At 67.5% G+C, this 17,516-nt stretch carries 24 protein-coding genes; 5 read left to right on the plus strand and 19 right to left on the minus strand.

Going from position 1 to position 17,516, the window contains the following annotated elements; translation table 11 throughout:
• Window position 1: 1 nt before the first annotated feature.
• From C0010_RS11120 to C0010_RS15020, 13 genes are all read right to left on the minus strand, one after another.
• Window positions 2-250: a hypothetical protein gene (locus tag C0010_RS11120; protein WP_158685480.1), complete on the minus strand. Its 249-nt coding sequence runs from the start codon at window positions 248-250 to the stop codon at window positions 2-4.
• Window positions 250-414, minus strand: coding sequence for a hypothetical protein (locus C0010_RS15015; RefSeq protein ID WP_158685481.1), 165 nt, complete (start codon window positions 412-414; stop codon window positions 250-252). Before C0010_RS15015 ends, C0010_RS11120 begins: the two co-directional genes overlap by 1 nt.
• 82 nt (window positions 415-496) lie before the next feature.
• Entirely contained in the window at window positions 497-2,017 is a 1,521-nt protein-coding gene (locus C0010_RS11125) for a ParB/RepB/Spo0J family partition protein (RefSeq protein WP_105567149.1), read from the minus strand.
• A 31-nt stretch (window positions 2,018-2,048) separates the two neighbouring features.
• Window positions 2,049-2,384: a DUF3263 domain-containing protein gene (locus tag C0010_RS11130; protein ID WP_198410832.1), complete on the minus strand. Its 336-nt coding sequence runs from the start codon at window positions 2,382-2,384 to the stop codon at window positions 2,049-2,051.
• Between the two features lie 83 nt (window positions 2,385-2,467).
• A complete protein-coding gene (locus C0010_RS11135) occupies window positions 2,468-2,983 on the minus strand; it encodes a hypothetical protein (protein ID WP_105567150.1) in 516 nt (171 codons plus the stop codon).
• Window positions 2,980-3,477 carry a hypothetical protein gene (locus C0010_RS11140; RefSeq protein ID WP_105567151.1) on the minus strand — a complete coding sequence of 166 codons (498 nt, stop codon included), beginning with the start codon at window positions 3,475-3,477 and terminating at the stop codon, window positions 2,980-2,982. Before C0010_RS11140 ends, C0010_RS11135 begins: the two co-directional genes overlap by 4 nt.
• Window positions 3,474-4,208, minus strand: coding sequence for a hypothetical protein (locus C0010_RS11145; protein WP_158685482.1), 735 nt, complete (start codon window positions 4,206-4,208; stop codon window positions 3,474-3,476). Before C0010_RS11145 ends, C0010_RS11140 begins: the two co-directional genes overlap by 4 nt.
• A 263-nt stretch (window positions 4,209-4,471) precedes the next feature.
• Window positions 4,472-5,179: a phage antirepressor KilAC domain-containing protein gene (locus C0010_RS11150; protein ID WP_105567153.1), complete on the minus strand. Its 708-nt coding sequence runs from the start codon at window positions 5,177-5,179 to the stop codon at window positions 4,472-4,474.
• A gap of 225 nt (window positions 5,180-5,404) precedes the next feature.
• Window positions 5,405-5,650, minus strand: coding sequence for a hypothetical protein (locus C0010_RS11160; protein ID WP_105567155.1), 246 nt, complete (start codon window positions 5,648-5,650; stop codon window positions 5,405-5,407).
• The gene (locus tag C0010_RS11165; RefSeq protein WP_105567156.1) at window positions 5,647-5,901 is read right to left on the minus strand and encodes a helix-turn-helix transcriptional regulator; all 255 of its coding nucleotides are present in this window, start codon (window positions 5,899-5,901) and stop codon (window positions 5,647-5,649) included. The genes C0010_RS11160 and C0010_RS11165 overlap by 4 nt, the downstream gene beginning before the upstream one ends.
• Entirely contained in the window at window positions 5,898-6,077 is a 180-nt protein-coding gene (locus C0010_RS11170) for a hypothetical protein (RefSeq protein ID WP_105567157.1), read from the minus strand. Before C0010_RS11170 ends, C0010_RS11165 begins: the two co-directional genes overlap by 4 nt.
• The gene (locus C0010_RS11175) at window positions 6,074-6,421 is read right to left on the minus strand and encodes a hypothetical protein (protein WP_105567158.1); all 348 of its coding nucleotides are present in this window, start codon (window positions 6,419-6,421) and stop codon (window positions 6,074-6,076) included. The genes C0010_RS11170 and C0010_RS11175 overlap by 4 nt, the downstream gene beginning before the upstream one ends.
• The gene (locus C0010_RS15020) at window positions 6,418-6,705 is read right to left on the minus strand and encodes a helix-turn-helix domain-containing protein (protein WP_158685483.1); all 288 of its coding nucleotides are present in this window, start codon (window positions 6,703-6,705) and stop codon (window positions 6,418-6,420) included. The genes C0010_RS11175 and C0010_RS15020 overlap by 4 nt, the downstream gene beginning before the upstream one ends.
• A 140-nt stretch (window positions 6,706-6,845) precedes the next feature.
• Between C0010_RS15020 and C0010_RS11185 the strand changes: the two genes are divergently transcribed.
• From C0010_RS11185 to C0010_RS11195, 3 genes are all read left to right on the plus strand, one after another.
• Window positions 6,846-7,295, plus strand: a complete 450-nt coding sequence (locus tag C0010_RS11185; protein WP_158685484.1) for a helix-turn-helix domain-containing protein — start codon at window positions 6,846-6,848, stop codon at window positions 7,293-7,295.
• 20 nt (window positions 7,296-7,315) lie between these two features.
• On the plus strand, window positions 7,316-7,792 hold the full coding sequence (locus C0010_RS11190; protein WP_105567161.1) for an ImmA/IrrE family metallo-endopeptidase: 477 nt from the start codon (window positions 7,316-7,318) through the stop codon (window positions 7,790-7,792).
• A gap of 124 nt (window positions 7,793-7,916) precedes the next feature.
• Window positions 7,917-9,014, plus strand: a complete 1,098-nt coding sequence (locus C0010_RS11195; RefSeq protein WP_105567162.1) for a site-specific integrase — start codon at window positions 7,917-7,919, stop codon at window positions 9,012-9,014.
• A 153-nt stretch (window positions 9,015-9,167) separates the two neighbouring features.
• Here the strand turns inward: C0010_RS11195 and C0010_RS11200 are convergent, their stop codons facing one another.
• The 5 genes from C0010_RS11200 to nrdH form a co-directional block, all read right to left on the minus strand.
• Window positions 9,168-9,971, minus strand: coding sequence for a DUF3800 domain-containing protein (locus C0010_RS11200; RefSeq protein ID WP_105567163.1), 804 nt, complete (start codon window positions 9,969-9,971; stop codon window positions 9,168-9,170).
• Between the two features lie 131 nt (window positions 9,972-10,102).
• Window positions 10,103-11,077 carry a class 1b ribonucleoside-diphosphate reductase subunit beta gene (gene nrdF, locus C0010_RS11205; RefSeq protein ID WP_105567164.1) on the minus strand — a complete coding sequence of 325 codons (975 nt, stop codon included), beginning with the start codon at window positions 11,075-11,077 and terminating at the stop codon, window positions 10,103-10,105.
• 35 nt (window positions 11,078-11,112) lie between these two features.
• The gene (nrdE, locus tag C0010_RS11210) at window positions 11,113-13,278 is read right to left on the minus strand and encodes a class 1b ribonucleoside-diphosphate reductase subunit alpha (RefSeq protein WP_105567165.1); all 2,166 of its coding nucleotides are present in this window, start codon (window positions 13,276-13,278) and stop codon (window positions 11,113-11,115) included.
• Window positions 13,257-13,688, minus strand: a complete 432-nt coding sequence (gene nrdI, locus C0010_RS11215) for a class Ib ribonucleoside-diphosphate reductase assembly flavoprotein NrdI (RefSeq protein WP_105567166.1) — start codon at window positions 13,686-13,688, stop codon at window positions 13,257-13,259. Before nrdI ends, nrdE begins: the two co-directional genes overlap by 22 nt.
• 34 nt (window positions 13,689-13,722) lie before the next feature.
• A complete protein-coding gene (nrdH, locus tag C0010_RS11220; protein ID WP_105567167.1) occupies window positions 13,723-13,956 on the minus strand; it encodes a glutaredoxin-like protein NrdH in 234 nt (77 codons plus the stop codon).
• A 424-nt stretch (window positions 13,957-14,380) separates the two neighbouring features.
• Between nrdH and C0010_RS11225 the strand changes: the two genes are divergently transcribed.
• Window positions 14,381-15,616, plus strand: coding sequence for an MFS transporter (locus C0010_RS11225; protein ID WP_105567168.1), 1,236 nt, complete (start codon window positions 14,381-14,383; stop codon window positions 15,614-15,616).
• Between the two features lie 213 nt (window positions 15,617-15,829).
• Window positions 15,830-16,996, plus strand: a complete 1,167-nt coding sequence (locus C0010_RS11230; RefSeq protein ID WP_105567169.1) for an acyl-CoA dehydrogenase family protein — start codon at window positions 15,830-15,832, stop codon at window positions 16,994-16,996.
• A 23-nt stretch (window positions 16,997-17,019) separates the two neighbouring features.
• Here C0010_RS11230 and C0010_RS11235 read toward each other — a convergent pair whose 3' ends face one another.
• Window positions 17,020-17,295: a metal-sensitive transcriptional regulator gene (locus C0010_RS11235; RefSeq protein ID WP_105567170.1), complete on the minus strand. Its 276-nt coding sequence runs from the start codon at window positions 17,293-17,295 to the stop codon at window positions 17,020-17,022.
• Between the last annotated feature and the right edge of the window lie 221 nt (window positions 17,296-17,516).

Raw genomic sequence — 17,516 nt, forward strand, 5'->3', positions numbered from 1 at the left:
ATCATCGGGTCTTCCCCTTCGCCGGGAGCCTGTCGAGGGTTGTGCGCCACCAGACGCCGGCTCCGGCGTTGGTCTGCTCGAGTTCCACATCACCGGACCCGGTGAGTGTGCGGATCACCCAGCGGCGGACCCGGTCGCCGTCGGGCAGCACGAGGACGTCGCCGACGCGCCACCGGGTCGACTTCGGCCTTGGTCCCTCGTCCCACAGGTCCGAGGGGCGGATGCGCGTGTCGACGTAGTCGGCAGGCATCAGGCAGCCGCTCCGGTCGCGCCGGTCGCCGTGCCGCACGAGCAGGCGCACTGGCCGATCGAGTCGTCAGCAGCAAGTGCGATGCCGGCGCAGGCCTTGTGCTTGGTGTCTCGGCACTCGGGGCAGACAGGTGCGGGCTGGGCGGGCGTGGTGTCGAGGGGCATCGTCAGGCCTTCTTGTCGGTGTGGAGGATGGCAGCGCCGATGGCGATCGCGGCAGCGAAGACGGCGAAGATGAGCGGCAGGCTCATGCGGCGCCCGTCTCGTCGGTGTCCACCGCGGCAGCGACGCGCTCTTCCGCGGCGGAGACGATCGCCTGCTCGACGTCGGAGAGCGTGTACCCCCAGTCGCGCAGCCGAGCGAGGTACCGGGACGTGCGCGGGTCGCGGCCGAAGTCGTCCGCCTTCTCGTTCCCGACAACCGACTCGCTCGCCGCGACCGCCGCGGCGAGCGCGATGCGTGTGGGGTCGACGTGTTCGAGGTCCGATTCGAATGCGAGGCTTGCTCCTCTGACGAGTTCGCGGCCGGTCATGCGGTCGATCCGGTAGTTGCCGACGTAGTTCTCCGGGTCGAGGCTGAGGAGCTCGAGCGTGACCTTCTCGGTGTTGTGGCCGTGGAGGTGGCCGGCTGCGCGGAGCATGTCGCCTGCGATGTACCGGCGGTGCGTGTCGTCGTACTTGGCGCCGCGGGCGAGGAGTGTGTCGCGGAGCCATTCGCGGCGGACGGCGGTTGCGGCGATCATCGCTTTCTTCGCTTCGCGCTTGGCGCGGCGTTCCTCCTTGATCGCTTCCTTGTCTTCGTCGGTCTGCGGCCGGTTGCCGAGGTTGCCCCACCGGTCGAGGAAGCCCTGGGCCTTCCAGCCGTCGACGTACAGGTCGACGCGGTGCCCGCGGTCCTCGGGGGCTCCGTCGGCGCTGTAGCCCTTGACGATGAACGCGTGGACGTTCGTCGCGCCGGCGAGGTCGGGCTCGTCGCCGATCGGCCGCTTCTCCTCGTCGTCGGCCGGATACAGGCGGTGCACGGGTGCGACGCTGTCGGGCATGTCCTGCCATGCGGTGACGGGCGTGTAGCCCGCGGCGCGGGCGTCGTCGATGAGACGTGCCACGACCGCCGCGTCTGCGCGGTCGTCGCGGAGCCGCTGTGCGACGTGGGGCAGCTGGTCTGGGTTCGTCGTCGCCGTCTCCGCCAGGCGGTCCTGCGCTTCCTGGTCGCCATCGAACTCGGCCAGGAGCGCCGCCTGGTCGAGCGTCAGCGAGAACTCGGACGCGGCCGACGTCGCCGCCTCCGACCCCGCGACCGCGAGCGCCGTCTCAATCGTCTTCCGTGACCGGTTCGTCTTCCGAGCGACCCGCTCGACGTTGATGTCGCCCGCGCTCATATGGAACAGGGCGAGCTGCTTGTACGCGGCCGCGGTCTCGGCCGTCGACAGTTCCGACCGCTGCTCGTTCTCGGCGAGCTGGCTGATGATGCGGAGCTCCTCGGCGCGGTCGCCCTCGGCCGCGCTGCGCGGCTTGACGATCACGTGCACGACGTCGTGCCCGATCTCCAACGCGGCCGACGTGCGACGCTGACCCATCGTGATGTGCACGAGGCCTTCGTCGTCGCGCCACCCGACCGGGGGCTGATGGATGCCGTACTGGCGGATCGACGAGATGAAGCTCTTGTCGAGATTGATGTCGCGCCGCACGTTCGGGTCGATGACGAGCTTGTCGCTCTCGACGGTGACGAGCTCGCCCGGCGCAGTGTGCGGGTCGTAGGTGGTAGCCATGCTGGGGTGTCCTTCGTGGTCGATGGGGTGATCAGAGCGATGCGGCAGGGCGGGGCCGGACCGTGGCGCGAGCCGCGCGTGCCGCGAGGCGGCGATCCCGCTGCTCCCGCAGGCGACGGGTGAAGATCGGGTCGAGCGCGGCCGCGTCGTCCGTGTCGATCGCCCGACCGAGGAGCACGTAGTAGTGCGAGGGCGTCGTGCCGAGCAGCTGGCGGATGTCCTCGTCCTTCGCGCTACACGGCCGCGGACGGTCACGCTCGAACTCGAGGAGCCGGCCGACCGTGAGGCGCGTCGCGCCCTGCGAGGCCGAGTACGTGCCATCGCACGTCACCGCCGCCGGATCCGCACTCAGGTCCTCGCTGAGCACGTCGCGGACGGGCCTGCCACAGCAGCGCACAACACGGTCCGTTGCCGCCGGCGCCCGGTGAATGCGGCGAGGCGTCGCCGACGTCACAGTGACACCTCCGCCTCGGTCATGTGGCGGATCTCGTGCGCCTGGCGGTGCGCGGCCCGCAGGTTTACGACGAGCCCCACGAGGAGGTACGCGTACTCGTCGTCCTCCCACAGGTCTCGCGCACACCACGGCTTCAGGAGAGCTTTGGCGTCGTCGCTCCGGCCAGAGGCGAATGCACTCATCGCCTGGCCGGCAGCGGTCTGCCCGGGGCCGAGACCGTCCGGGAGGATCGGCGAGAACCAGGTGCGCACCGGACGGGGCTTCCGCCACCGCTTCCACCAGGGACGCGACGCCGCCTCGCGGTCCAGCACGGTCTTGCGCAGAAGACTGCCGCCGGCAGACGCCAAGCCCCCCAGCAGAATCATGCGCCGAGCAGGGTCCTGCGCCTCGAGCCTCGCCACGACGCCCATCGCATCGTCGAGAGAAGCCAAGCCCACGATCCGTGGCAGGGCGTCGAGCACCTCCTGCCCGTATCGGGCAAGCTGCTCGAGCTCGTTCTGGTCGTCGCTCATCGCAGGTTCTCCCTTGCCTTGCGGGTCGCGTACGCGACCGCCCGTCCGTACTGCCGAATGCCGAACACGCGCGCGCCGAACTCGTGCTTCTCGAGCTCAGTGAGAAGCTCGGCGCCTGCGGCTTCCAGCGGCTCAGCGACCCAGTAGAAGGCGACGACCTCGTGACCGCTCCATATGCGCCGGCACGAGACGCGCCAGCGGCCTGAGAGGCGAGCGTCTGGCTGCTCGATGCCCTGGACAGGGACCACCGAGTACACGTCGCGACTGGCGACGAAGATGTCTCCGTTGTCGAGCTGAACCGTCGGCTCGCCGTTGAACGCGACCGCGGCGACGACGCCGAGCTCGCCCGTTCGTGGGGAACGGAGGCCTGCCGCGTTCCGGTGGCTGACCCTGACGGTCACGCCGACATGGATTCCATCCGCCGGCGCGATGAGTGCCGCGATCCCGGATGGTGCGTCGGTACGATCGGCCGGCTGGACGTTCGGGGTGGTCATGCTGCTCTCCTGGTCTGGTCGTTGCTGCTGTCGTAGGCCGTGAGGCCGAGCTCATGGCGGATCCGGAGCACGGTGTCTGCCGCGCAGTCGATCCGGGCCGCGATCCGACCGTCAGACCAGCGCTGCGCGTGAAGACGGCGCACGCACTCCCGTCGTTCGGCCGGCGTAAGCCGCGGGCGCTCACCATCGATCGCGAGCAGTACGGCCGCCTCGTCAACTTCCGCGCCGTCCACATCCGAGGCCGCCTCACCGGCGGCGTAGTCGAGGACGACCGTCGGCGGTTCATCGTCGAGGTCGATGTCGTCCCAGGCCAGCGCCGACAGGTAGCCGCGTTCGGCCGCCATCCGACGAGCCCGCGTGTACGCTCCGCGGTCGTGGCCGGATTCATGCGGCGGCTCCACGAGTTGCCAGCGGCGGAAGAGATCATCGATCGCCAGGTGCGTCGACACGTAAACCCGGTCGCCGCCGAGCGTTGTCATCAGGTTCGCCGTGGACCGGCCCACGGCCGCAGCCACCTTCGAGTAAGACCACCCGAGTGCGACGAGTGCCTCGACGCGACGCCGGGCACCGCGAGACGGGATCCGCGCCCCGGCGGCGAGGCTCGACAGGTCCATCCGTACCGCGAGGATCCGCTGCGCAGTCTCCCGCTTCACCCGCTTTGGAACCTCGCCGTAACGCGGTCCCGGATCCTGCCGCCCGTAGAGCAAGCCGCGCACGATCGTCGGTGACACACCAGCGAGACGTGCGGCACGCTTGTAGCCGATGCCGTACTCCCCCAGCTCACGCACACGCCGGCGCACCGGCTCCGCATCGACAAGACCCGTGTCCCACCGGCCATACAGCTTCTGCCGGCGCCGCTCCTGTTCACGCTCGCTCCTCGCGTCACGGCAGCCCTCGCACCCGCACCGATGCTGGATGTAGCAGACCGTCGTCGCCGCGTGGGCGTGATCCGGCGGGCACACTGCCCGCGGCCGGCCTGGCCTCCCCCGCCCGGTCACGACGACACCTCGTCGAACAATGCGCACTCCGACCCGGCGGCGCTCGAGGACGCGCTGGTGCCGTAGTCGGCGCCGGCGACGCTCACGTCGAGGAGGCGGCGCAGCTCATCCATGCCGGCCGGCGTGATGTACGGCTGGTGGTAGGCCGCGTGCTTCCCCAGCTTCGGGTTCGGGTGCGGCACTCGACGGATCGTCGCCCAGCCATGCGCCCGTGCCGGCCGGAGCGTCGCCCAGCCATCCGCGATGCGTTCCAGCCATCCCTCGTCGACGAGCAGGTCGAACAGCTCCGAGCGGCGCACACGAGCGCCGCGCTCGGCAGTCAGCCGGTGCGCGGCACGCTCGACGGGGATCGCCTCGGCCAGCGTCACGTCGGGACGGGCGCCCTCGACGACATCCGGGGCGACAAGATCCGGGAGCACCTCGTCGAGCCATGCGACGAACGCGAGCGCCAGCTCGCTGCCTCGAGCGCGGGCCTTGGTCAGCGCGGCGTCGACACTGTAGAAGGCGACGCCGGCGCGCGTCTCGGGCCAGTCGTCCGAGAGGACCGTCTCGCCCTCGCCCCATGACGGGAGCTCTGCAAGCTGCTCGACGTCGTCGGCCGCAAGCCAGACGAACTGGTCGTCGACGACGATCGTGAGGTTGCCGTGCTGGGGCCACCGAGCGATCAGCTTCACCGGTGCCGGGAGGATTGCCGCGGCGTTCACAGCAGCGCTCCTGCGAGGATCAGCAGCGCGACAGCGACAAGGGCCGGCACGGCCGTCAGGACCGCGCGACGGCCCGCCCTGTCCCGCGGCGGAATGATGTTCGGAAGGTCGTCCGACGTGGCAGCCGACGCCGGGACCGGCGGGGCCTCGTCAAGGGGAAAGTCACGAGTAGGCATGAAGGATCTCCAATCGAGCGATCGAGAGGGGGTCAGGGGAATGGAAGAGTCAGCGCGATCCGCGCAGCGCGTCGAGGTCGGCTTCGGCGTGGTCGACCACGCAGTCGCAACCGTCCGCACCGCTCGACGACACGTCGACGTGCCCCCTCAGCGAGCGCGGCCGGTAGGTGGTGGCGGTGAGGAGGCCGAGGAAGATGAGGGCGAGGAGGGCGACGCCGTTGACGCGGCCGGTGGCGATGATCACGGCGACGCAGGTGAGCGTGACGACGGCGAGGGCTGCGCGGAGGGTGGTCATGATGCGTCTCGCGTGGTGACGGCGCCCGTGTCGATCCACGCGTCGATGTCGGCGCGGTCGTAGAGGACGGTCTTGTGGGTCGGCTTGAAGAAGCGGGGTCCGCGGCGCTCGGTACGGAGGTAGGCGAGGTGGCGGATGGTCATGCCGGGCACGATGTTGCAGACCTCGGCGGGTGACAGCCACTCGCGGCGGCCGTTCGTGGATGTCGTGCCCGGGCGGATCGGCGTGACGAGGGCCTGTGGTGCGCTCATGCCGGCACCTGCGAGGCGACGCAGAGCGCGACGAAGAGGATGAGCGCTACTAGGCCGGCCAGGATCAGCTGTCCGGCGCGCTTGATGGCTGGCACGTGGTCGCGGGTCATGTCCCAGCCGATCCAGGTGATGCCGGGCGCCACGAGGATCGTGCCGAGGATGATGAAGAGGATCACGCTGCCACCACCCGCCGCTTCGCGAGCAGTTCCCCGAGGGTCGGGAGTGCGTCGCGGATGAGGGCCTCGCGAAGCGACCACCGGCGCGCAGTGGCGAGGGTGTCACCCTTGAGGACGGCGTAACCTGCCATTTCGCCTTGCGCGCGCATCGCGTCGTCCCGGTCCGCGTAGCTTCCCGAGGTGCGGGCGATATCTGCTTCGGCGTCGGCGATCGCGAGGCGCGTGTCGACGTCGTCGGGGATTCCGGTCAGGACACGAAGCGGCCCCGATTCGTTCACGGGGCCACGTCGCGTGATCTCCCCGCCCTCGTTGATCGGCGACGTGAGGTCGCGTGCAGCGCTCATGCCGCCACCGCCTCAACATGCGGCGAGCGCCGGACCTGCTCCCGTATCGCCTTGACGCGAGCCTCGCGAGATTCGACGATCGTGAAGACGTCCTCGAACTTGACGGGGAACGCCTGAAGCGTGGCGGCGATGAAGCCGGGGCCGGGTGCCGAGCTTCCGTCGAGCACGCGAGAAACGGTGCTCTTGTTGATTCCGAGCGTCGCGGCGAGGTCCTTGTCCAAGTCGAGCCCCTGTTCGGCGCGCAAGGAGTCGAACCGGTCGGTGTCGATGGTGAGCGTCGGCATGCAACCCTCCTGATTGATCTCGTGCAACCTGCTGTTGCGGGTGTGCAATCGACGATAAGTGATCGGTTCTGATTGCGCAACCCATGATTGAAGTGCTCCAACCGCTTGCACGGTTGCGCAAATGCAACTAGGCTGAGGGCATGAGCGAAACGCGCTGGTGGGCATACGTACAACAGACCGTCGGAGATGTAACCGCGAAAGAAGCAGCCGACCGGATGGGCGTTGACAAGTCCAACTTCACCCGCTGGAAGCAGGGCGGTAAGCCTGCTGTTGAGTTCGTCCTCAGGTTCGCCCGGAGCTACGGCCGCCCGGTGATCGAGGCACTCACGGAGGCGGAGTACATCACCGATTCAGAAGCGGCTCTCCGCGAGGTTCGCGTTGGCGTCGGCGACCTTTCCGACGTCGAGCTCGCACAGGAGCTGCTCCGTCGAGCAGAGACGAGAGCAGTCATGCCCGCGAATGTCACGACGTTGCGCGCCGATGTCACCGGTGCACGGGATATTGATCTGCACACCGTCGAGCTCGACGTCGAGAAGCTCGCGGCATCGAAGGACAATACGCCCGTCGACCCGTCACACGGCGAGGCCTAGCAACACCGAAGGAGTCTGAAGTGCTCGTCGACCACTCGCTGCTGGACGCCACACGCAGCACCGGGTACATGTACGGCGTGAGGCTCGGCTGGACCGATGGACCCTGTGCATCGGACTACGACCCTCACCACCACGCCTCCGAGCTTGGCCTCCCCGTGATCTACCGCGATCTCCCCCATCCTGAAATGGTCGCCGCGTACTCAGCCGAGCACGACGCCGTCTTCGTCCGACCATCACTCCACACGGCTGTCGAGCGGTGCGCGATCGCGCACGAGATCGTGCACTTCGAGCACAACGACGTCGGCACCACACCAGCACAAGAGCAGCGCGCCGACCGCATCGCCGCCCGCCGACTCATCCGCAAGCGCCGCATCGCCGAGCTCGCCCGCCTCACCGACGACCTCGCCCAGATCGCACTCGAGCTCAACGTCACCGAGCACATGATGCGCGTCTACCTCAAGACCCAGGCCGGCCCCTACAGGAGCATGTCTCTCTAAGGCATATTGGCATCCCGTTTTCCACTGCCTCACCGCGAAGGACACACATGACGCGCTCCTCCTCGAACGCGGCGAGCGCGTAAGTCCCCGGCTGGGCACTCTCAGAAGCAGGAAGGACGGTCCGATGGCTGGTTCGATTTCGCCCTACAGCACAGCATCCGGTACCCGTTACCGTGTCCGCTACCGGAAGCCGAACGGGGCTTCGACGGACCGGCGTGGGTTCAAGACGAAGCGCGAGGCACGCCTGTACCTCGCCAGCATCGAGGTGACGAAGGCGACCGGCGACTACGTCGATCCGGCTGCAGGCCGCAGGACCGTCGCCGGCTTCCACGCACTCTGGGAATCCGAACGCCTCGCACCCCTGAAGCCCTCGTCGCGCCACGCGATGGAGACTGCCTGGCGTGTGCACGTCGAGCCGAAGTGGGCGTCTCGACAGGTCGACACGATCACACAGAACGAGATCGCCCATTGGGTAGCCGAGCTCAATTCGGCGAGAAGCGCTCAGACAGTGCGTCGGATTGTATTCGTGCTATCAGGCATCCTCGCCATCGCCCATAGGGAGCGGGCTGTCCGCGTCAACCCCGCGGCTGGCGTCGCCCTGCCGAGGAAGCACCGCAAGGCACCTCGGTACCTCTCGCATCAGCAGGTCGCGACGCTGTCCGCGTCGGCCGGACCCAACGCGCTTCTCATCGAGTTCCTCGCGTACACGGGGCTGCGGTGGGGCGAGGTGGTTGCGCTTCGCGTTCGACATCTGAACATGCTGCGCAAACGCCTCACCGTCGAGGACAACGCCGTCCTTGTGAAGGGCAGTTACGAGACCGGAACCCCGAAGACCGGCCAGTCGCGCACGGTCCCCATTCCCCCGCACATCATCAAGCAGATCGCTCGAGCCTGCGAGGACAAGTCACCGGACGCCTACGTGTTCGGCGCCGGGGTCGCATCACTGCCCTACCCCCATGCCGAGAGCGGCTGGTTCGCGAAGGCCGTGGCGAAGGCGCAGGCGACAGACTCCACCATCCCGCGCATCACGCCCCACGACCTCCGCCACACGGCGGCGTCGCTCGCGGTCTCGGCCGGCGCCAATGTGAAGGTCGTACAGCGCATGCTCGGGCACGCGTCCGCAGCCATGACCCTCGATGTGTACGCCGACCTCTTCGACGACGATCTCGACGGCGTCGCCATGGCCATGAGCGCCGCGCGCAGGTTGGCATCCGCGTCATGACTGCCTGTTCGGACAGACCCGGATGGGTTCCGATCCACTCGACTTCGCCGCTCCTGTGGCGGGAACACAGCTTCGTGTTCTATTGTTCTTGTAAGTGGATTGGGCTTACCCGATCGGCGCCAGGCTCTCGGAGATCCGAGGGCCTTTCGCTTTTCATGCGAACACCTTCAGCCCGTAACCATCGACCCGCCCCGACGGCGATGTCCGCATCTTCGGCAGGATGATGTCCCATGCCCGGTTCTCCTGCTCAGGACGAAGCACGTGCAGACCGATGGGGCGGGCGATCATGTCGGCGACCTGCAGCCCGGTGCTGTTCGCCTGCTTGCTGGCGCAGAGGAAGTCGAGCGTCTGAGCCATGCCCTGCATCTGAGTGCGATCCATGATGCGCCGAAATTCGAGTTCAAGCTCGGCGTCTTCCTTCTTTCCCCGCCCCTCGAACACGACCCGGGTTGGGCGGCCTCGTTGGCCGAGCGACTGCAAGTGAAGGAAGACACGCTCCAGGCCGAGCTCGAGAGCGACATGGTACGGATTCGTGCTCTCGCCGCGGCGCAGACGGTACTCCTCTTTGAGGATGACGCTCGCCGTGACCGCGAATGGCGATCTGATGATGAGGTCGTTCATGTCCGACATGAACTCGCCGCGTACGTTCTGGTCACGGAGGATCTCGAACGGCGGCGCCTGCTTGCGTATCTCAGTCTCGTGTAGCACGACCATGTCGTGACCGAAGTACTTGAACTTCAGACGCTGGACGTCGGGAACGATCTGTCCAACGTAGGTCGGGATGTGGAAGATGCAGAACGCGAGCACGAACACCGGATAGTCCGGGTTGATCTTGGCGAGGCCGTGATCCCCGCTTTCATCAACGTAGACGACGTACTCGGAGAACGGCGGCGCGCCTTCGGGACGCCCAGGCCATCGTGGGGCCCCCTCGCCGCTGAGAGGTACTACAGTCGTCAATTCACGAGCCTCGCTTCTTCAGATTGTGGGCAAAATGTGGGCACGGCATGACGCAACCCCCGTTTCACTGCCCAAGCTGCGCAATGAAACGGGGGTTGCTTGCTCGCATTAAATCGGCCTGACCTGGACTTTTAGAAGTCCCAGTCGTCATCCTCGGTGGCCACGGCCTTGCCGATCACGTATGACGAGCCAGAGCCCGAGAAGAAGTCGTGGTTCTCGTCGGCGTTCGGCGAGAGCGAGGACAGGATCGCCGGGTTCACGTCGGTGACGCTCGACGGGAACATGCCCTCGTAGCCGAGGTTCATCAGCGCCTTGTTGGCGTTGTAGTGCAGGAACTTCTTGACGTCCTCGGTCAGGCCGACGGCGTCGTAGAGGTCCTGCGTGTACTGCACCTCGTTGTCGTAGAGCTCGTACAGCAGGCTGAAGGTGTAGTCCTTCATCTCGTCGCGCGCGGCCTGGTCGACCTTCTCGAGACCCTTCTGGAACTTGTAGCCGATGTAGTAGCCGTGCACGGCCTCGTCGCGGATGATGAGCCGGATGAGGTCGGCCGTGTTCGTCAGCTTGGCGTGCGACGACCAGTACATGGGCAGGTAGAAGCCCGAGTAGAACAGGAAGCTCTCGAGCAGTGTCGAGGCGACCTTGCGCTTGAGGGGGTCGTCGCCGCGGTAGTAGTCCATGACGATCTGCGCCTTGCGCTGCAGGTTCTCGTTCTCGAGCGACCAGCGGAACGCCTGGTCGATCTCCTCCGTCGAGCACAGCGTCGAGAAGATCGACGAGTAGCTCTTCGCGTGCACCGACTCCATGAACGCGATGTTCGTGTAGACGGCCTCCTCGTGAGGAGTGATCGCATCCGGGATCAGCGAGACCGCGCCCACCGTGCCCTGGATGGTGTCGAGCAGGGTCAGGCCCGTGAACACCCGCATCGTGAGCGTCTGCTCCTGCGGGGTGAGCGTGTTCCACGACTGGATGTCGTTGGACAGCGGCACCTTCTCCGGCAGCCAGAAATTGTTCACGAGGCGGTTCCACACCTCGACGTCCTTGTCGTCGTCGATGCGGTTCCAGTTGATCGCCTGGACGTGATCCAGGAGCTGAAGCTTCTCACTCATGTGTTCGATATCTCCGAAATTCCCTGATCAGGCGGTCAAAGTGTGCAGCTGACGCAGCCCTCCACCTCAGTGCCCTCGAGGGCCATCTGGCGGAGTCGGATGTAGTAGATCGTCTTGATGCCCTTGCGCCATGCGTAGATCTGGGCCTTGTTGATGTCGCGCGTGGTGGCGGTGTCCTTGAAGAACAGCGTGAGCGACAGGCCCTGGTCGACGTGCTGCGTCGCGGCGGCGTACGTGTCGATGACCTTCTCGTAGCCGATCTCGTACGCGTCCTGGTAGTACTCCAGGTTGTCGTTCTGCATGAACGGCGCCGGGTAGTACACGCGCCCGAGCTTGCCCTCCTTGCGGATCTCGATCTTCGACGCGATCGGGTGGATCGAGCTCGTCGAGTTGTTGATGTACGAGATCGAGCCCGTCGGCGGCACGGCCTGCAGGTTCTGGTTGTAGATGCCGTGCTTCTGGATCTGCTCCTTCAGCTCGGCCCAGTCGGCCTGCGTCGGGATGTGGTGGCCCTCGAACATCTGCGCGACCTTGGCGGTCTGCGGCACCCACTCCTGCTCGATGTACTTGTCGAAGAACTCACCCGTTGCGTAGGTCGAGTTCTCGAAGCCCTCGAACGCGACGCCGCGGTCCTTCGCGATCTCCATCGACGCGCGCAGCGCGTGGAAGAGGACCGTGTAGAAGTAGATGTTCGTGAAGTCGATGCCCTCTTCCGAACCGTAGAACACGCGCTCGCGGGCCAGGTAGCCGTGCAGGTTCATCTGGCCGAGGCCGATCGCGTGCGAGCGGTCGTTGCCGTCCTCGATCGAGCGGACCGACTGGATGTGGCTCTGGTCGCTCACCGCGGTCAGGGCGCGCACCGAGGTCTCGACCGTCTGGCCGAAGTCCGGCGAATCCATCGCGAGGGCGATGTTCAGCGAACCGAGGTTGCAGCTGATGTCCTTGCCGATCTGGTCGTACGACAGGTCGGTGTTCAGCGTCGTCGGGGTGTTCACCTGCAGGATCTCGCTGCAGAGGTTCGACATGTTGATCCGCCCCTCGATGGGGTTGGCGCGGTTGACCGTGTCTTCGAACATGACGTACGGGTAGCCCGACTCGAACTGGATCTCGGCCAGCGTCTGGAAGAACTTGCGCGCGCCGATCTTCGTCTTCTTGATGCGCGGGTCGTCGACCATCTCGCGGTACTTCTCGCTGACGGAGATGTCGCCGAACGGCACACCGTAGACGCGCTCGACGTCGTACGGCGAGAACAGGTACATGTCCTCGTCGTTCTTCGCGAGCTCGAACGTGATGTCGGGGATGACGACGCCGAGCGACAGCGTCTTGATCCGGATCTTCTCGTCGGCGTTCTCGCGCTTGGTGTCGAGGAACTTCATGATGTCGGGGTGGTGTGCCGACAGGTACACGGCGCCGGCGCCCTGACGCGCGCCGAGCTGGTTCGCGTAGCTGAACGAGTCCTCCAGCAGCTTCATGACGGGGATGATGCCGCTCGACTGGTTCTCGATCTGCTTGATCGGAGCGCCGGCCTCGCGGATGTTGCTGAGCAGGAGGGCGACGCCGCCGCCGCGCTTCGACAGCTGCAGCGACGAGTTGATGCCGCGCGAGATCGACTCCATGTTGTCCTCGATGCGCAGCAGGAAGCAGCTGACGAGCTCGCCGCGCTGCGCCTTGCCGGCGTTGAGGAAGGTCGGGGTCGCCGGCTGGAAGCGGCCGGAGAGGATCTCGTCGGTGAGCTTCCACGCGAGGTCCTGGTCGCCGTCGGCGAGCGCGAGGGCCGTCATCACGACACGGTCCTCGAAGCGCTCGAGGTAGCGCTTGCCGTCGAAGGTCTTCAGCGTGTAGCTCGTGTAGTACTTGAACGCGCCGAGGAACGTCTCGAAGCGGAACTTCTTGGCGTACGCGAAGTCGTTGAGCTTCTCGACGAACTCGAACGGGTACGCGTCGATGACGGCGCCCTCGTAGTACTCCTTCTCGACGAGGTAGTCGAGCCGCTCGCGGAGCGAGTGGAAGAACACCGTGTTCTGGTTGACGTGCTGCAGGAAGTACTCCCGCGCCGCCCGCTTGTCCGCCTCGAACTGGATGTTGCCTTCCTGGTCGTACAGGTTCAGCATCGCGTTCAGCGCGTGGTAATCGAGGCCCTCGAACGCGGGGTTGTGCTTGAAGTCGGCGACCTGGCCGGTCACTTCTGTCGCTTCCACCATTGTTCCAATCCGTCGCTCACACGAGCGACGTCGTCCGCCGTGCCGAATAGTTCGAGCCGGTACAGGTGCGGCACGTCGCACTTGCGGCTGATGATGTCTCCGGCGATGCAGAAGCCTGCCCCGAAGTTGGTGTTGCCCGCGGAGATGACCCCGCGGATGCCCTGGCGATTGCGTTCGTCGTTCAAGAACCGAATGACCTGCTTCGGAACGGCGCCGTTGCCGTCCCCGCCGCCGTAGGTCGGAGTGACGAGCACGTAGGGTTCGTCGACCCGCAGCGGCTCGTCGCCGCGATGGAGGGGGATGCGCTCGGCCCGCAGGCCGAGCTTGTCGATGAATCTTGCGGTGTTCCCCGACACGCTCGAGAAGAACACCAGGAGCGGCACTTCGACCGCCGTGGCCGCCGCACTCATCTCTCCCCCTCAGTTGAGCTGCGACGCCCGCGCATTACGCGAGACGGGCGGCGAGCTCGTCGATCTTGTCGGGACGGAAGCCCGACCAGTGGCCGTCGTCGGTCACGACGACGGGTGCCTGCATGTAGCCGAGCGACTTGACCTGCTCCAGGGCTTCCGGGTCCTGCGACAGGTCAGTCACTTCGTACTCGATCCCCTTCGAATCCAGCGCGCGGTAGGTGGCGTTGCACTGGACGCATGAGGGCTTCGTGTAAACCGTGATCGACATGCTCTCTCCCCTTGAGACTCGTTCTTCGGACCGGCACCTGTGGCCGGACCTCAATACTACATATGGGGACGGCGCTTCGGGGTCACCACTAGGGGTAGTAGTTACACGCATGTGATTATCCACAGGCCATCCACAACGCTCACAGCCGGATCCACCGATCTGTCCACATTCCGAGGACCCCTCGACACGCCCACAACGGCGCGGTTCTCGACCCCTCGGCTCGCCTCCTCTCCACAACCCGAACGCTACGCCGGGCCACCGACATTCGGATCCTGTGGACGCGCCGGGTCGGCGTGTCGTCGGCGCGTCCGACGGTGCGCGACCCCGACATGTCGTGGTCGCCTCCGACGCCGACACCCAGATGTGCCCGTCGGGTGCCTCCACGGGCGCCGAGCGGGCGGCATCCGGCGTAGGATCTGAGCCTGTGTCGGGATATCGGGAGGTCGTGCGCGCCAAGGGCGTCGTCCGTGTCATCTCTGCTCAGCTGACCGCGCGGTTCCCCGGCGGCATGACGAGCTTGGCCGTGCTGCTGCACATCGAGCACATGACGGGTTCGTACGGGCTCGCGGGCACGGTCCTGGCCGCGTGCTCGATCGGTCAGGCCACCGCCGGGCCCGTCACGAGCCGGTGGATGGGCCGCTGGGGCATGCGGCGCGTGCTGATCGTGACGACGACCGTGATCGCGCTGGCGCTCGCCGGCCTGACGGTCCCCGGGCTCCCCTTCCCCGCCTACGCGGCGCTCGGCCTGCTCGCCGGGCTCGCGACGCCGCCCGTGCAGTCTGCGGCCCGCACGATCTACCCGAAGCTCGTGACCGCGTCGCAGCTGACGAGGCTGTATGCGCTCGACGCGTCGCTGCAGGAGATCATCTGGATCGTCGCCCCCGTGCTCACGACGTTCGTCGCGACGCAGGTCTCGACGCAGTTCGCCCTCTGGATGATCGTCGCGATCTACGCGGCAGGCGGCGCGTGGTTCATCGCCCTTCCCGAGGTCGGCAGCGTGCGCATCCCACCCAGCAAGCACGGCCTGGGGCGCGTCCTGCGCAAGCCGCCGGTCGTCCTGGCCACCGTCATGGGCTTCCTCGTGCTCGCGGCGATCTCGTGCCTCGAGACGGGCGTCGTCGCCACGTTCGACGAGGGCAGCCTCGAGGCGGGGCTGGTGCTCGCCGTCTTCGCGGCGGGCAGCCTGTCGGGCGGCCTCGGCTTCGGCCACCTGCCCATCCGCCCCTCGTCGATGGCGCGGCGCACGGCGCTGATGGCGGTCGGTGTGGCCCTGACGACCGTCTCCCTGAACGTGTGGTGGCTGGGCGGGTCGCTGTTCATCGCCGGCCTCGCGGTCGCGCCGCTGTTCACGCTCATGTTCGCGATCACCTCGGTCAGCGTGAAGTTCAGCGAGTCGGCCGAGGCCTACGGCTGGATCAACACCGGCCAGCTCGGCGGCGCCGCGATCGGCTCGGCCGTCGCGGGCTTCCTCATCGACGGAATCGGCCCGCAGGCCGCATTCGCCGCTGGCCTCGGGGTGACCTTCATCGCGTTCCTGGCCTCGCTCGTCTTCGTGCGGCAGTTCCCGGATCTCCGCGGCCGCGACGCCAGCCCGCAGCCGGACACGGGCATGATCCAGACGCTGACGGGCACCCTCCAGCTCCCGGACGCCCGCCCGTAGCCGGCGCGCGGGGCACCGTTCGTCGTCGCCGTTCGGCCGCCCGCCGGCGAGGACCGCGGGTTCCCGCGAGGCCGTGCGCCGCACTGCAGACGCGTGGCCCACACGGCACGACGCCGCGACACCGCCTGCGCCTCGAAGCCGAGGCACGACCGTCTCGCGGCGGCGCAGCGCGAGCCGGAGCCCGTGCCCTCGCGGTGATCGTAGGCTGGGCCCATGAGCGCCGCCTTCGACCCCGCCGCCCACCTGCCGGATGACCTGCTCGAGCGCATCAGGGGCAGGGCGGCCGGCGTCGACGCGGAGAACGTGTTCCCGGATGACGACCTCGCGGAGCTGCGGAGCGCCGGGTACCTGCGCATCCTGGTGCCGGAGGAGCTCGGCGGAGCGGGGCTCGGGCTCGCGGACGCGACCGTGCTCCAGCAGCGCCTCGCGACGGCCGCACCCGCCACGGCCCTCGCCGTGAACATGCACCTCGTCTGGACCGCCGTCGCCCTGATCCTCCGGGACCGCGGCCTCGACGATCTCGAGTTCGTCCTGACCGGCGCCGCCGACGGCGAGGTGTTCGCGTTCGGCATCAGCGAGGCCGGCAACGACCTCGTCCTGTTCGGCAGCGACACCGAGGCGCGCCCGCTCGCCGGCGGCGGCTACGCCTTCACCGGCACGAAGATCTTCACCTCGCTGGCCCCCGTGTGGACGCAGCTGGGCCTGCACGGCCTCGACGACACCGATCCGGATGACCCGAAGCTCGTCTTCGCCTTCGTGCCCCGCAGCGACGCGGTCGTCACGCGCGACGATTGGGACACCCTCGGGATGCGGGGCTCGCAGAGCCGCACGACGGAGCTGCACGGCGCCGTCTCGCCCCCGGATCGCGTCGCCCGCAGGGTCGCGCCGGGCCCGAGCGGAGACCCGCTGGTCTTCGGCATCTTCGCCGCGTTCGAGCTGCTGCTCGCGTCGGTGTACACGGGCGTCGCGCGCCGGGCGCTCGACCTCGCGGTCGATGCCGCGGGGTCGAAGAAGTCGAAGAGGACGGGGCTCGCGGCGGCGCAGGATCCGGACGTCCGGCGCCGCGTCGCCGCCATGGCGATCGCGTACGACGCGCTTCCCCCGCAGATCGCCCAGCTCGCGCGCGACGTCGAGGACGGCGCCGGACACGGCGCACGGTGGTTCTCGCTCCTGTCGGGCGTCAAGCACCGCGCGACGACCGCGGCGAAGGGCATCGTCGACGACGCAATGCTCGTCGCGGGAGGCGCCTCCTACTTCTCGCGGAACGAGCTGTCGCGCCTGTACCGCGACGTTCTGGCCGGCGGCTTCCACCCCTCCGACCCCGAGTCGGCTCACTCCGCGGCCGCGACCGCCTGGCTCGGCCCGCTCGAGGGCCGGTAACCGGTCGGACCGGCAGGGGCTCCTCAGGCCTTGCCGTCGAAGTTGAAGGCGCGCAGCAGCTCCTCCACCGCCTGCTCGCGGTCCTCTCCCCCTGACTCGAACATGTGCGTCACGTGCGTGCGCAGGTGGTTCTCGAGGAGCAGGCGGTTGAGCGACTCGAGCGAGCGCTGAATCGCACGGGACTGCGTGATGATGTCCATGCAGTACTCCTCGCCCTCGATCATCTTGCCGAGGCCGCGCAGCTGCCCCTCGAGGATGCGGGTGCGGTGCAGAGCGCGCTTCTGGATGTCCTCAATCACACCCGTCAGGCTACCGCCTGCGCGCGGGACGGGGGCGAAGGAGGGTCCGCACCACGACGGCGGGGGTCGAGCCCTCAGAGCGGGACCGCCTACCGCGCCCGCGGCGTCGGGGTGCGTCCCCCGGGTACGACGAAAGGCCGACCAGCGTTGCTGGTCGGCCTTTCGGTGAAGTTAATTTCGGCGGTGTCCTACTCTCCCACACCCTCCCAGGTGCAGTACCA

Origin of the sequence: Microbacterium halophytorum (assembly GCF_002970975.1) — a bacterium.
Classification (GTDB): Bacteria; Actinomycetota; Actinomycetes; order Actinomycetales; family Microbacteriaceae; genus Microbacterium; species Microbacterium halophytorum.

Excerpts from the sequence above, each read along its gene's own strand:
- C0010_RS11140 (WP_105567151.1), bottom strand. The coding sequence starts at position 3,477 with ATGACCACCCCGAACGTCCAGCCGGCCGATCGTACCGACGCACCATCC.
- nrdI (WP_105567166.1), bottom strand. The coding sequence starts at position 13,688 with ATGAGTGCGGCGGCCACGGCGGTCGAAGTGCCGCTCCTGGTGTTCTTC.
- C0010_RS11185 (WP_158685484.1), top strand. The coding sequence starts at position 6,846 with ATGAGCGAAACGCGCTGGTGGGCATACGTACAACAGACCGTCGGAGAT.
- nrdF (WP_105567164.1), bottom strand. The coding sequence starts at position 11,077 with ATGAGTGAGAAGCTTCAGCTCCTGGATCACGTCCAGGCGATCAACTGG.
- C0010_RS15020 (WP_158685483.1), bottom strand. The coding sequence starts at position 6,705 with ATGCCGACGCTCACCATCGACACCGACCGGTTCGACTCCTTGCGCGCC.
- nrdH (WP_105567167.1), bottom strand. The coding sequence starts at position 13,956 with ATGTCGATCACGGTTTACACGAAGCCCTCATGCGTCCAGTGCAACGCC.
- nrdE (WP_105567165.1), bottom strand. The coding sequence starts at position 13,278 with ATGGTGGAAGCGACAGAAGTGACCGGCCAGGTCGCCGACTTCAAGCAC.
- C0010_RS11120 (WP_158685480.1), bottom strand. The coding sequence starts at position 250 with ATGCCTGCCGACTACGTCGACACGCGCATCCGCCCCTCGGACCTGTGG.
- C0010_RS11175 (WP_105567158.1), bottom strand. The coding sequence starts at position 6,421 with ATGAGCGCTGCACGCGACCTCACGTCGCCGATCAACGAGGGCGGGGAG.
- C0010_RS11165 (WP_105567156.1), bottom strand. The coding sequence starts at position 5,901 with ATGAGCGCACCACAGGCCCTCGTCACGCCGATCCGCCCGGGCACGACA.
- C0010_RS11160 (WP_105567155.1), bottom strand. The coding sequence starts at position 5,650 with ATGACCACCCTCCGCGCAGCCCTCGCCGTCGTCACGCTCACCTGCGTC.
- C0010_RS11135 (WP_105567150.1), bottom strand. The coding sequence starts at position 2,983 with ATGAGCGACGACCAGAACGAGCTCGAGCAGCTTGCCCGATACGGGCAG.
- C0010_RS11195 (WP_105567162.1), top strand. The coding sequence starts at position 7,917 with ATGGCTGGTTCGATTTCGCCCTACAGCACAGCATCCGGTACCCGTTAC.
- C0010_RS11230 (WP_105567169.1), top strand. The coding sequence starts at position 15,830 with ATGAGCGCCGCCTTCGACCCCGCCGCCCACCTGCCGGATGACCTGCTC.
- C0010_RS15015 (WP_158685481.1), bottom strand. The coding sequence starts at position 414 with ATGCCCCTCGACACCACGCCCGCCCAGCCCGCACCTGTCTGCCCCGAG.
- C0010_RS11125 (WP_105567149.1), bottom strand. The coding sequence starts at position 2,017 with ATGGCTACCACCTACGACCCGCACACTGCGCCGGGCGAGCTCGTCACC.